This window comes from Roseomonas sp. TAS13 (genome assembly GCF_001950415.1).
GTDB lineage: Bacteria > Pseudomonadota > Alphaproteobacteria > Acetobacterales > Acetobacteraceae > Roseomonas > Roseomonas mucosa.
In genome coordinates this window covers 1-12,639 of sequence record NZ_BDLP01000109.1, presented here as the reverse complement: position 1 = coordinate 12,639, position 12,639 = coordinate 1, and the positions used below count along the sequence as shown (strand labels likewise).

The window sequence follows — 12,639 nt, the reverse complement described above, 5'->3', positions numbered from 1 at the left end:
CTGGCGAACCGCAGGAAGACGCTGGACGAGCTCAGCCAGCAGCTGACAGCTGGGTACTTCCCCAGCGCTCCGAACGCCGAGACGTGCCCACGGTGCCCGCATTGGTTCGCGTGCGGTCGCCTTCCGGTGGAGCTGTGCGTAGATGTGATCAAGAGACAGCACTGACGGGAGTGTGAGGATGGTGGTCTTCACCGGCCCCGTGCTGGCGAACCGCAGGAAGACGCTGGACGAGCTCAGCCAGCAGCTGACAGCTGGGTACTTCCCCAGCGCTCCGAACGCCGAGACGTGCCCACGGTGCCCGCATTGGTTCGCGTGCGGTCGCCTTCCGGCCGGGAATTTGATCATCGGCAGCCACTCGGAGGCACTGTAACTGGGACTACCGCCGGAAAGGAATGGTCCGGCTGCGATCATTTTCTGAATGGTGTGGATCAGCATGACAATTGTAAGCGAAGCCTACGGGCTGTTCTTCCGGCGCGGGACTGCGGTGCATGGATCCGGCCTGTGGGCGCGGTCTGCTGGCAGAAAGCTTCGATCAGGTGATGCGGACATAGTCGGGCCGTCCAAGCTCGAGCATCCGGTTCAGCGCAGCGACGGCGATCGCCACCTCGGTCGCCCGCCTCCCGTCGGTGCGTGACCGCAGCCCGTCGCCGATCACGCGCTTGAACCTGCCGATGTCGGCCTCGACCAGAGCGCGGAAGTTGTAGCCTGATCGCGTCTGCCAGCCCATGCGGCCATGCCGGGCGATGTTGTCCACGTGCCGGTCGCGCTGGGTTGGCGCTGTCCCGGCAGTGTCGCTCGGCACGGCGTTGGCGCGGGGCGGGATGATCACTGTCGCGTCTGGATGTCGGGTTGCGACTTCGGCGTAGACCCCCGCCTGGTCGTAGGCGCCATCGGCGGTGAGGGAGGCGACCGGGCTGCCTCCCTGGTTGAGCAATGGCCCGACCTGCGCGGCATCGTCCTCGTCGTGCGCCGTCAGCAGCGCCGCGGCGATTCGGCCGGCGTCGGCATCCACCCCGACGTGCAGCTTGCGCCATCCGCGCCTGGTCCGGCTGCCGTGTTTCTCCACCAACCATTCACCCGGGCCGCACAGCTTCAGATGCCGTATGGGGCCGGGCTGCCCAGGGAACCGCAGGTTTTCGGTCGGGCTGGCCGTCCCCAAGCTGATGGAAGGAGCAGAGCCGAGCGGCGGCTCTGGCCATCCAAGGAGGTCGGTCATGGAGTACTTTGCTGCGGTCGATGTCTCGCTCAGGCTGAGCAGCGTGTGCGTGGTGGACGGTACAGGCCATATCCTGCACGAGGCCAAGGTGGCCAGCGAGCCCGAGGCACTGGTTGCCTTTCTCAACGGGAGCGGCCTGGCCTTCACCCGGGTCGGGCTGGAGGCCGGCCCTCTGTCGCAATGGATCCACGCCGGGCTGACCGAGGCGGGTTTCGAGGCCGTGCTCCTGGAGACGCGCCACGTGAGGGCGGTGCTCCGGTCGGCGGCGATCAAGACGGACCGCAACGACGCCCGCGGCATGGCCCAGATGGTCCGCATGGGCTGGTTCCGCCCCGTCCACGCCAAGACGATCCCCGCCCAGGAAGTCCGTGCCTTGCTGGTCGCGCGCAAGCAGCTGCAGGCCCGACAGAATGACCTGGAGCGCTGCCTGCGCGGGATCTTGCGCGGCTTTGGTCTCAAACTCGGCGAGGTCGCCAAGGGGCGGTTCGAGGCCCGGGTCCGGGAGATGGTCGCCGGGCAGAGAACGCTCGAGGCCCTGGCCGAGCCCATGCTGCGCGCCCGGGCCGCCCTGCGCGGCGAGTACGCGGCCCTTCACCGGGAGGTGCTGCGGATGGTGCGGACCGACACGGCTTGCCGGCGCATGATGACCGTCCCCGGTGTCGGCGCGATCGTGGCCATGACCTTCAAGGCGGCGGTGGATGACCCCGGCCGGTTCAAGCACTCGAGGGATGTTGGCGCCCATTTCGGGCTGACGCCGAGACGCTACCAGTCGGGCGAGGTCGACCGCTCCGGGCATATCAGCAAAACCGGGGATGGCGACGTCCGGACGGCGCTGTTCGAGGCGGCCCATGTCATGCTCCTGCGCGTCCAGCGGTTCTCGGCGTTACGGGCCTGGGCGCTCCGGGTGGCCAGGGCGCGTGGCCTCAAGCGGGCGAAGGTGGCGCTCGCCAGGAAGCTCGCCGTCGTGCTCCACCGTCTCTGGGTGGACGGGACCGAGTTCCGCTGGAGCCGCGAGGCCGCGGCGACCGTTTGAGCAGGGGAGAAAGGATCGACGCACGGCCGCGAGGGCGCGCCGTTCGTCCCTGAGGTCCCGTCACGGGGACGCGGGATCGGGTGAAGCCGCAGCACCGGACGTCGGTCATGCCCACCGGCATGAACCACGACCTTCAGATTGGCCCGCCCGCTCCTTCCGACAGCATCTTGTGCGCGGCCATCACGCCGACGACGGACAGAAGCCAGAGCTCCGTGACGAGACACTCCAGGACGGACTTGACCTTCGAGGCCCCATTACAGAAGCCCCGTGCTGTCCACGATCAGGTGCAGCGGGCGGCGGCCGGGGCGAGGGTGGAGCACGGCCAGCGTCTCGGCCCGGCGACTGAGGGTGGTGTGGTCCGGCACCGGCAGGTCCAGCCCGAGCAGGGCCATGACCGAGCCGATCAGCCCCTCGGTCTGGCGCAGCGCCAGCCGGAACACCGCTCGCAGCGTCAGCGCCGTGCTGATCGCCAGTGCCGAGTACCGTGTCTGCCCGCCCCGCGTGGTCCGGGGCTCCGCCCGCCACGCCGCGATCGCCGCTTCGGTGAACCACACCGTCAGGCTGCCCCGATCCCGCAACGCCGCGTCGTAGGTCGCCCAGTTCGTCGCCCGGTACCGCGGCCTCGGGATGTGATGCCGGCGGCCAGCATTGGCTTTGAAGGGCAAGCGGGATCGCTCCTGGCGCTGGGGTGGCCAATCCTACCGCAAGCAGCCCCTGTCTGACGCCGATCCCTGCACCACACTCAGCTTAATGAGCACGCCAGTGAACTCGCGCGCACGGCCCTTTTTCGCCCGGATGGCCGTGCCCCTTCGAAGCAGGCTTCGCACAACGTCGCCAAGCGCATCGTCGAGGCTATCAGCTTTGAACAGCATGATTCGTAAAGATACTGTAGAACGTTCCGGTTGAAAACGGAGTCTCCGATAAGTCGGGCTGCCACACTCGGCGGAATGGAGCTCCACCGAAACCTTATCCTTGTGGACGCCGCAGATGCCGTAAGCAGCCTCAGGCTGCCCATGCGGCCGACAGTGCTTCCGCCTGCTGAAGGACGTTCTGCACGGCAGCATCCTGAAGATCGGGTGGGTAGCCGTACTTCCGCAGGATACGCTTCACGAGTACGCGGATGCGGGCTCGGGCCGTTTCTCGGTGCATCCAGTCCACCGAGATGTTGCTGCGAATGCTCTTCACGAGTTCCAGCGCGATGACCCGGAGCGTCGGCTCGCCCATCGCCTCTCGGGCGCTCTCATTCTCGGCCAAGGCATCGTAGAAGGCGATCTCTTCGTCGGTGAGGCCCACGTCCTCGCCGCGCGACCGGGCGCCTTTGATGTCCTTGGCAAGCTGGATCAACTCCTCCAGCACCTGCGCCGTCGTCAGAGCGTTGGCGTGATAGCGGGCTATGGCCGCCTCCAGCCGCTCGGTGAAGGCCTTCGACTGAGTGACGTTCCGGCGCGCCTGCGACCGTACGTCGCCGTTGATCAGCTTCTTGAGTGCCTCGATGGCGAGGTTCTTCTTCGGGGTCTCACGAACCTCCTCCAAGAACTCGTCGCTGAGTATGGAAATGTCCGGGCTCGCGATACCGGCAGCCCGCATGATGTCGACGATCTCGGTGGAGATTACCGCCCGGCTGACGATCTGCTGGATTGCCATCTCCCGGTCCGCTCCCGCACGGAGCCCCCCGCCGCCGGTCGCGGCATCCTTCAGCAGTGCGATACGGACGGCTTGGAAGAAGCCGACTTCGTCGCGAATGGCCTGCGCTTCGTCGCTGGCCGCTGCCAGCGAGAAGGCCTTCGATAGGGCCACCACCGCATCACTGTAGCGTCGGTGTGCCCGCTTCTTGCCCTCCTCGCTCGTCTCCTTCGCGGCTGCCTCCTGCTGAAAGGTCAGCACCCAGTCCAAGGCCCCGGCAAGGATGGTCAGGCGGTCCTGCGGCGGGGTCTTCGGGTCGAGGGCAGGACGGTAGTTGAAACCGCCGGCCATGTCCGGCCGGAACATGGCCCGGACGACCTCGTACTTCTCCTGAAGCACCCGGATGGCTTCCGCCTCGTCGATGCCCGTCTGGTTCTGATCCCCAGCTGAGTATTGGCTCAGCGCCTCCTTCAGGTTCTGAGCGATGCCGATGTAGTCGACCACCAGCCCAGCAGGCTTGTCCTTGAAGACCCGGTTCACGCGGGCGATGGCCTGCATCAGCCCGTGGCCGCGCATTGGCTTGTCGACGTACATCGTGTGCATCGAAGGCGCGTCGAAGCCGGTCAGCCACATGTCCCGGACGATGACCAGCTTGAGCGGGTCCTTGGGGTTCTTAGTCCGCTTCGCCAACAACTCCCGCCGGGGCTTCGGCCGTTTGCCGATATGCTGCTGCCACCCGGCCGGGTCGGAGGCGGCGCCGGTCATCACTACTTTCAGGGCGCCGGCCTCGTCGTCCTCGCTGTGCCAATCGGGGCGCAGCCGGATGATCTCGTCGTAGAGCGCCACGCAGATGCGGCGACTCATACAGACGATCATGCCCTTGCCGTCCAAGGCTTCCGTGCGGGCCTCGAAGTGGTGGACGATATCCTCGGCGATCAAGGCGATGCGGTTCTCGGCGCCCACTAACGCCTCGACGCTAGCCCATTTGCGGCCAATTCGGTCCTGTTCGCTCTCGGCCTCATCGCCCACGAGGTCGGCGATCTCGGCATCGATCTTGGGCTTCTCGTCCTCGTCCAACTCGATCCGGGCGAGACGGCTCTCGTAGTAGATCGGCACCGTGGCGCCATCCTCCACGGCACGGCTGATATCGTAGACGTCGATATCCTCGCCGAACACGGCGCGGGTGCTGACATCGCCACTCTCCACCGGGGTGCCGGTGAAGCCGATGAAGGAAGCATTCGGCACGGCATCGCGCATGTACTTGGCGAAGCCGTAAGACAGGGAGCCGTCCCGGCTGTCGACCTTGGCCTTCAGCCCGTACTGGCTGCGATGCGCCTCGTCAGCCAACACCACCACGTTCCGCCGGTCCGTCAGCAGGGGGTAATCGGTGGAGCCGGGCTCCGGGGTGAACTTCTGAAGCGTGGTGAAGATGACGCCTCCTGAAGGTCGGTCCAGAAGCTGCCGCAGGTGGTTGCGGTCCTCGGCCTGCTGCGGGGTCTGGCGCAGCAGGTCGCGGCACATGGAGAAGGTGCCGAACAACTGATCGTCGAGGTCGTTGCGGTCGGTCAGGATGACGAGGGTCGGGTTCTCCATGGCCGGGTGCTTGATGACGCAGCCCGCGTAGAAGGCCATCAGAAGGCTCTTGCCCGAGCCCTGCGTGTGCCAGATGACGCCAACCTTGCGGTTGCCTTCCGGCCGGGTCGCCTCGACGGTGCAGCCCACGGCACGCCGCACGGCGTGGAACTGGTGGTAGCCCGCCAGAATCTTGATGACGCCTCGCTCGGTCTCGCCGAAGGCGATGAAGTCCCGCAGCAGGTCCAGAAAGCGCCGCTGCTCGAACACACCGTGCAACACGGTCTTGAGTTCGGGCGAGCCCTTCGGCGCCACGTCCTCACCGTCCACCGTTCTCCACGGCATGAACCGCTCCCGATCCGCCGTAAGGGAGCCGATCCGCGCCGCCATGCCATCCGAGATGATCAGGGCGGCATTAGTGCGGAACAGGGAGGGGATTTGCGCCTTGTAGGTCTGAAGCTGGTTGTAGGCGCCGTCCAGCGTGGCGTTCTGGGCGCCGGGGTGCTTGAGTTCCAGCACCGCTAACGGCAAGCCGTTGACGAAGACCACCACGTCCGGCCGCCGGTTGGCCTTGTTCTCCACCACGGTGAACTGGTTTACCGCCAACCAGTCATTCGCCGCCGGGTCATTGAGATCGAGCAGGCGGACATGCTCGCCGCTGATCGTGCCATCGAGCCGCCGGACCTCGACGGGCACCCCCTCGACGAGGAAGCGGTGCAGGCGGCGGTTTTCTTCCAGAAGCGACTGGGTCTCGCTTCGCAGAACCTTGGCGCGGGCTTCGGCCAGCGCCTCCTCCGGCAAGGTGGGGTTCAGGCGGCGGAGGGCAATGTTGAGACGGCCGATGAGCACCACGTCGCCATAGCTGGCGCGCTCCGGCGCCGTGGCGTCCGGACCGATGGTCAGGCCGTTGACCGTGTTGTAGCCAAGCTCGGACAGCCATGCGAGGGCGGCTTCTTCAACGTGACTTTCGCCGATCTGGCCCATGCCCAGCATCCCGAATGCTACGAAAGGTCCGAAGCGGTGACGCTCCGGAGGCGGTCGATGATCTCACCGATCTCTGCGAAGGAGTCGGGCGCGAAGCACACCAAGTCGGCCTCGCCCAACTGGCCCATCCGTTCGAGGGAGCTATGGCGACCATACTGGACCTTGCCATCAGGGCCGCGCGAGGTTCTCAGCTTGCTGGCCGATGACCGTTTCGGTTTGAGCCTCGCGATCAGCGCGGGGCTCGCCGCCTTCTCAAGGCACCAGAGATTCGGTGGGCTCGTCATGTTCTTCTCGAACATGATCTCGACCTTCACGCCATGGCGGGACGTGAGGACGAAGCGCGCCGCCTTGCTCGGCTGGTGGCCGAGAGGGTGTTCTTCTGCGATGGCGGTCAGCAGTCCAACTGCGCCGTCTTTGAGAAACTGCCGGTCCTCCATCACGCGACGGCCCCCAACAGGTTCTCGGCTTCACGAACCCGTATCTCGCCCGACATCAGCTTCGGAAGAAGCAGGTCACGAGTTTCGCCAAGAGATACCGCTTCACGCCTGTTGCCTAAAACCTGATCCAGCAATGGCCCGGCGATTCTGCCGAACACCGTCATCACCTCTGTCGGAGGAAGAACGAGGGATAAGCCTAATACAGCGGAAGGACTGACACGCTGATGGCTCTTGGAAGTTCCAGAAACCATGGCCTCCATTCTTCTACGGAAGCCGGTCTCCGACACGCAGCAGTAAATGAAATCCCGCAAGTCGGAGGATGACGGTTGCAGAACCAAGAACTCGGTAGAAGCTACGGCTTTCCGCTCCGAGCCCACATCTGCAAGCCAAACGCGCACGATTTCAGGGTTGAGCTTGGAGAGAAGCACGGCGCCCTGAGGCACGATGGTCTTATTGCTCAGAATCTTGCTTCCTGCCTCGGTTACAGGGCGTTGCCCAGCATCGTAAGCGGGAAGGCTGTGATGCTCGAAAACTTCGTCGGGAAACTGGCTCGGGCTGATTGCTGTCCTGATCAGCGTGACGAAAGAACCAAGGTCACCATCCTTCCACCCTTCCGGCTTCCCTTCATCATCAAGCCGATCTGGGAACAGCGCCCAGAGGTCAGGGGCGAGGTAGGGCGGGCGGCCCTCCATCTTGGCGCGGGTCGGGCCGAAATCGACGAACCAGTCCTTGAAGATCGCCCGCGCCATCGCTTCCAGCGTCTCGTTCATCCGCCGATTCAAGTCGATCTTGTCGTCGAGGGCGCCGAGGACGGAGGCGATGGCGCGTTGCTGATCGATAGGAGGCAGGTTGACACGGAACTGTCGCAAGGACGTCAAGGGCTGACCAATGCCGGGTGTGCCAACTTGCGATCCAAAACGCAGAATTTCTTCCCTGCCCTCATAGGACTTGAAGCGGTAGAACAGAAACTCTGGCAGCGCCCTCGTGACATCTGCGCGGAATTTCATCAGGCTCGTTGAGATCATGTAGGTTCTGCCGTCAGGCGGAACCAATGCGACTTCTCCAATCGATCCTCGGTGAGGAAAAACGAGATCACCGCTACGGACCAAACAGTTAGGCATCTCGGCGGCGAATTCTTCTGGGACGTATACCCAGTTGCCTTTCCAAGATCGTCCTGCCGATATGTTCGTGCCTCTAATGACTGGAACGCCATCCGAAACGTAGAGTTCGGCCTTCATGCGCGAACCGAACGGACCAATGGCAATTGCCCCCGGCTCTGACGAAGCGAGTGTGCCGAGCGGCACTGTTTGCCATTCAGTCACGTGAGGTGACCCGCTCAAGAGCAGAACGAATGGCGGCATTCAGCCCTTCGGCTTCCGAAAACTGATCTAGAAGGCGGTTCTTCAGCACCGCGAACTGTTCCTCAAATGGCGCCTCGTCATCCTCAACATCCGCCGCTCCAACATACCGCCCCGGCGTCAGAACGTGTTTGTGGCCCCTAATGTCATCCAGCGAGGCCGCCTTGCAAAAGCCCGGCACATCCACATAGGCGCCTGCCTCAGGCTGGCCGCGCCACGCATGATAGGCGTCGGCGATCTTGGCGATATCCTCGTCCGAAAGCTCGCGCCGGGTGCGGTCCACCAACGTGCCAAGCTTGCGGGCGTCGATGAACAGCACCTCGCCCTGCCGGTCCCTCAACCCACCGCCGGGGTTCTTGTCGCGCGCAAGGAACCAGAGGCAGGCCGGAATCTGGGTCGAGTAGAAAAGCTGGCCGGGCAGCGCGACCATGCAGTCCACCACGTCGGCTTCCACCATGGCCTTCCGGATCACGTCCTCGCCGCTCTGCCCGGAGGACATGGAGCCATTGGCAAGCACCACGCCCGCTCGGCCGCCCGGCGCGAGGTGCCAGAGGATGTGCTGCAGCCAACCGTAATTGGCGTTCCCGGCAGGCGGCACACCATGAACCCAGCGGGCATCCTCCCGCAGCCGCTCGCCGCCCCAATCAGAGATGTTGAAGGGCGGGTTGGCGAGAATGGTGTCGAAGCGCAGATCGCGCAGTTCGTCCTTGTGGAAGGAGCCCTCATTGTTCCAGCGGATGTCGGCGTCGATGCCTCGCACCGCAAGGTTCATCTTCGCCAAGCGCCACGTGGTGAAGTTGCTCTCCTGCCCGTAGATGGCGATGTCGCCGAGGCGGCCGCCGTGGTTTTCCACGAATTTCTCGGACTGCACGAACATGCCGCCCGAGCCGCAGCAGGGGTCGTAGACGCGGCCCTTATAGGGCTCCAGCATCTCGACCAACACCCGCACGACGGAACTTGGGGTGTAGAACTCGCCGCCCCGCTTGCCCTCGGAGCCCGCGAAGCCGCCGAGAAAATATTCGTAGACCCGGCCCAGCACGTCCTTGGCCTTGTCGCCGGGCTCGCCCATGGCGATGCCGGAAATCAGGTCGATCAACTCGCCCAGCATGACCTTGTCGAGGGCCGGGCGGTTGTAGTCCTTGGGCAACACGCCCTTCAGCCGCTCGTTCGCCGCCTCGATGGCCGCCATGGCGTCGTCGATGATCTTGCCGATGCTGGGCTGCTTGGCGTTGGCCTGAAGGTGCGACCAACGCGCTTCCTTCGGCACCCAGAACACGTTTTCGGCCAGATACTCATCCGGGTCCTCCGCCGCCGAGGCGTCCTCGGCCAGCAGCGCCTCACGCTTGGCCTCGAAGGCGACCGAGATGTGCTTCAGGAAGATCAGGCCGAGGGCGACGTGCTTGTAGTCAGACGGCTCCAGGTTCTTGCGCAACTTGTCGGCCGCGAGGAACATCTGCGTTTCGAAGCCCAACGTCGCGCCGTTGCTCTTCATCTCTTTCAGGATCTTGGCCGAGGTGGCCTCCGGGTTCTTTCTCGGTCGTCCACGCGGCATCGTCAGTCGGTCCTCATCATCGTAGTATGTGTGTGCGGCGAACTCTTCGGCAGGCTCGTCAGCGGGTGCGGCGTAGCCGAACGCCTCGATAAGAGCAGCCGCCCTAGACGCTGTGCTGATTGCCCTTTGTCTCATCAGTGCAGGCGCTGCTTGATGCCGATCCGTCCGGCCAGATCGCTGTTTGCCGGGCTCTTAGATCCGACCGTAGTTGCCGGATGTGATCCTGTATGGCGAACAGCTCGTCGACTTGCCGGGCTATGGCGGCGTGCGCGTCGCTATCGGGCAAGATGATAGGAAGGCGTCGGACATCGGCCATCTGCAGGCTGGGGACCGTGGATCCCGCCCGGAAGTTTTGGAGGCTTGCCTGACCCAAGCCGGAACTGAGAAAGCGGAACAGGACGCGCGGATCGCTGATGGGCGCGTGCCGTCTCAGCCTCAGCACCGCGAAGCTCTGGCTGGCGAGCCAAAGAGCTCCCTTGGGGATGGAGCGGATATAGCCAACTTTGCCGACGCTCCCCTTTATCACGAGGAGGGCGTCTCCAGGCTCGATCACTGCCTTGCGCGCCTGCGACGCGGCGGCCTCGGACAATGCGAGGCGTTTACCCGGTGTTTCCACTAGGCCAACCTCGTCGATATCCGAGACCCCGATCTCGAAGGCGACAATGTCGCCTTCAGCGGCCGCTTTGCTACCTGCCAGCGCTTGAGGGCGGTAGATCTCGACGAGGTCGCCCAGGGCTACCGTCTCGGCATCCTCGGCGAGTTGGCGCAAGCGAAGTACCTCTGGCGCGACGACGTATCGATCCGGTGACAGGTTGAAATCGTTCGCGGCCAGTTCGTCGATCGACGCCATGACCGAAATGTCGCCAACCTTTCGCTTCCGGAGCAACTGCGGGAGTTCGTTTGTCGGCAGTGCCGCGGCATTCGTATGGTCGCGATCCACGGCGTCGACCACAAGGACCTGTCCTGTCTCGGTCGGCCGACCCCGATCCAGGTCGAACAGCAGGAGCGCCGCCATGATCGAGGCGTTGGGGTAAACCCCTCGAGGCAGTCCGACGATGGTCTCGAGACCGAATTCGCGGGCCACCACCTCCTTGAAGTGCTGGTCGGCACGCGTGGCCTTGAACAGAAAGGACGGAGGTACGACGCAGATTGCGCGATGCCGTGCACGCGCGATGGCCAGAGCGACCCCGCCGCTCTCGCTGGAACTGTATGGCAACAGACCTGTCATGTCCGGGCCGCCGCGGCCAGGTTGCAGCCGAATCCCAATGGGCGGAACGACGATAGCGGTATCGAACGGCGTCGGTTCGCTTCCCGGATCGGACGCCGCGATGTCCATTGGGTCGCCAAGCCTGACGACGAGATCGGCATCGCCGGCCAGGGCCAGGCAGGCACAGATAGCCGCAGTGTCATAGTTCTGGATGTCGAGACGCACCTTGGCGCCCTCCATCGCAAGCTTCAGGGCGATGCCGGAAGCGCTCTCGAACCCGCAGAAAACACGGTCCGCAGCCGTCGGATTGACCAGGTCGACAACGACTCGCTCCCATTCGGGAGCCAGCCGCGCCACCGGCCCAAGGCGAGATGTCAGGGGTAGGTCGAGTGTTGCCTCGATCAGCTCAGGACTTACCTGCCCTGCACGATCGAGAGACGACAGAACGAGGCGGCGAAAATTCTCGATCGTACCGGGTCGCAGGCGCTCGGACTCGAGACGCTCCTCGAACGGGTTGAAGCGTTCGGTATGTTTTTCTCGCCAGTGTTCCGCCATTCGATGCAGGAGGGTTTGCCAGTCTGCACTGGTGAACTCGGTGTCGCGATCAAGAAAGCCGGGGGTCGTTGCGTCGCCGTCCGGCCAAATCCGAACGGCAGCCAACATGCGGGCAACGAGCAATTCGGCGCCCATGCCCGGTCCCATAGGGTCATGTACGACGAAATTCCGCACCGCCTTCTGGAACATCGCCAGGTTGTTTTCAGCGGGCATGAGTGCGGCGACGGTCATAGCTGTCCCGATTGTAGGTCGTCACCAGAGTGCCTTCCACTTCGATACGACAACTCCGCCTTTGTCGATGGCCTTCATGACAGTGCGCTGCAGGGCGCGCACTTCCTCAAGAAGGTCACGGAGTCCATTGCGATCCAGAACCACGGCATCCTGTTCGTCCCGACCATATCGCCGGACCAGGTCAACAAGGTCTCCGGGAATGCCGCGCTGTGACATGCGGGCCTGCATGTGTCTGGTCACGTGGCTGTCGGTCGAGCTGTGCATGGTTCGATCGTGGGAGAATCAGTCAGGCCAGTCAACATAAATCAGCAACTGATTTTTTAGGAAGGCCTTGCATAGATTGCCGCCGGATGGCGTAAGCCCTGGCGTGAAACTAGTACTACAGTTACATTTTACGGTGTGACTTGAGATGCGCAGCACGTGCGGCGGCCTGATGCCGTCGTCGCCAGAGGGACCACTCCAGCAGCAGTTCGCGCACAGGGGCTACGGCGAGCACGAGACGGGCCAGCAGGTGCCTGATCTCCGGGGTGGAGAGCGGCGGCAGGTGTTCCGGCGGTCTGCGCCCTGGTCCTGGTTTCAGGCGGCCACGGCGACGGCGCCTGGACTCGTTTCGTTCGGTTTGCTGGCTGCGCTGCGGACCAGTTCGGCGCGGAGCCGCGCGAGGAAGGCCAGCGCTGCCATGCACAGTGTCATGTGGCGGTGCCAGCCGTCCCAGGAGCGTGCCTCGCAATGGTCGAGACCGAGTTCCTCCTTGGCGGTGCCAAAGCAGATTTCGATGGTCCAGCGCAGCCCGGCCACGCCGGCCAGTTCGGCGAGCGTGGTCTCCATCGGCGCGAAGACGACGTAGTAGGCCTGGTCGGAGGCATCGCGC

Annotated in this window: 9 protein-coding genes and 1 pseudogene; 1 reads left to right on the top strand and 9 read right to left on the bottom strand. The window is 64.3% G+C overall.

What is annotated here, in order from left to right:
* Window positions 1-532 precede the first annotated feature (532 nt).
* Window positions 533-1,216 carry an IS5 family transposase gene (locus ROTAS13_RS10770; protein ID WP_216348629.1) on the bottom strand — a complete coding sequence of 228 codons (684 nt, stop codon included), beginning with the start codon at window positions 1,214-1,216 and terminating at the stop codon, window positions 533-535.
* Here ROTAS13_RS10770 and ROTAS13_RS10765 point away from each other — a divergent pair.
* Window positions 1,215-2,249: an IS110 family transposase gene (locus tag ROTAS13_RS10765; protein ID WP_075822322.1), complete on the top strand. Its 1,035-nt coding sequence runs from the start codon at window positions 1,215-1,217 to the stop codon at window positions 2,247-2,249. The two genes, ROTAS13_RS10770 and ROTAS13_RS10765, sit on opposite strands and share 2 nt — an antisense overlap.
* 260 nt (window positions 2,250-2,509) lie before the next feature.
* On the opposite strand, the pseudogene ROTAS13_RS10760 reads toward ROTAS13_RS10765, so the two are convergent.
* The 8 genes and pseudogenes from ROTAS13_RS10760 to ROTAS13_RS10730 all read right to left on the bottom strand — a co-directional run.
* Window positions 2,510-2,914: pseudogene (locus tag ROTAS13_RS10760) on the bottom strand (transposase); the annotation flags it as partial.
* A gap of 337 nt (window positions 2,915-3,251) precedes the next feature.
* Window positions 3,252-6,428, bottom strand: a complete 3,177-nt coding sequence (locus ROTAS13_RS10755) for a type I restriction endonuclease subunit R (protein WP_075822324.1) — start codon at window positions 6,426-6,428, stop codon at window positions 3,252-3,254.
* A 17-nt stretch (window positions 6,429-6,445) separates the two neighbouring features.
* Window positions 6,446-6,868 (bottom strand): hypothetical protein, encoded by a 423-nt coding sequence (locus tag ROTAS13_RS10750; protein ID WP_139323317.1) that lies wholly within the window; start codon window positions 6,866-6,868, stop codon window positions 6,446-6,448.
* A complete protein-coding gene (locus ROTAS13_RS10745; RefSeq protein WP_171979076.1) occupies window positions 6,865-8,187 on the bottom strand; it encodes a restriction endonuclease subunit S in 1,323 nt (440 codons plus the stop codon). The genes ROTAS13_RS10750 and ROTAS13_RS10745 overlap by 4 nt, the downstream gene beginning before the upstream one ends.
* A complete protein-coding gene (locus tag ROTAS13_RS10740; RefSeq protein ID WP_075822319.1) occupies window positions 8,180-9,775 on the bottom strand; it encodes a class I SAM-dependent DNA methyltransferase in 1,596 nt (531 codons plus the stop codon). Before ROTAS13_RS10740 ends, ROTAS13_RS10745 begins: the two co-directional genes overlap by 8 nt.
* Before the next feature lie 103 nt (window positions 9,776-9,878).
* Window positions 9,879-11,768 carry an N-6 DNA methylase gene (locus tag ROTAS13_RS10735; RefSeq protein ID WP_075822318.1) on the bottom strand — a complete coding sequence of 630 codons (1,890 nt, stop codon included), beginning with the start codon at window positions 11,766-11,768 and terminating at the stop codon, window positions 9,879-9,881.
* A 21-nt stretch (window positions 11,769-11,789) separates the two neighbouring features.
* A complete protein-coding gene (locus ROTAS13_RS26225) occupies window positions 11,790-12,032 on the bottom strand; it encodes a DUF4258 domain-containing protein (RefSeq protein WP_139323316.1) in 243 nt (80 codons plus the stop codon).
* Window positions 12,033-12,344: 312 nt separating this feature from the next.
* A partial coding sequence (locus ROTAS13_RS10730) for a transposase (RefSeq protein ID WP_139323315.1) occupies window positions 12,345-12,639 on the bottom strand: 295 nt, incomplete at its 5' end.

Coding starts and splice junctions, on each gene's coding strand:
- ROTAS13_RS10765 (WP_075822322.1), top strand. CDS start 1,215: ATGGAGTACTTTGCTGCGGTCGATGTCTCGCTCAGGCTGAGCAGCGTG.
- ROTAS13_RS10770 (WP_216348629.1), bottom strand. CDS start 1,216: ATGACCGACCTCCTTGGATGGCCAGAGCCGCCGCTCGGCTCTGCTCCT.
- ROTAS13_RS10755 (WP_075822324.1), bottom strand. CDS start 6,428: ATGGGCCAGATCGGCGAAAGTCACGTTGAAGAAGCCGCCCTCGCATGG.
- ROTAS13_RS10740 (WP_075822319.1), bottom strand. CDS start 9,775: ATGCCGCGTGGACGACCGAGAAAGAACCCGGAGGCCACCTCGGCCAAG.
- ROTAS13_RS10735 (WP_075822318.1), bottom strand. CDS start 11,768: ATGACCGTCGCCGCACTCATGCCCGCTGAAAACAACCTGGCGATGTTC.
- ROTAS13_RS26225 (WP_139323316.1), bottom strand. CDS start 12,032: ATGCACAGCTCGACCGACAGCCACGTGACCAGACACATGCAGGCCCGC.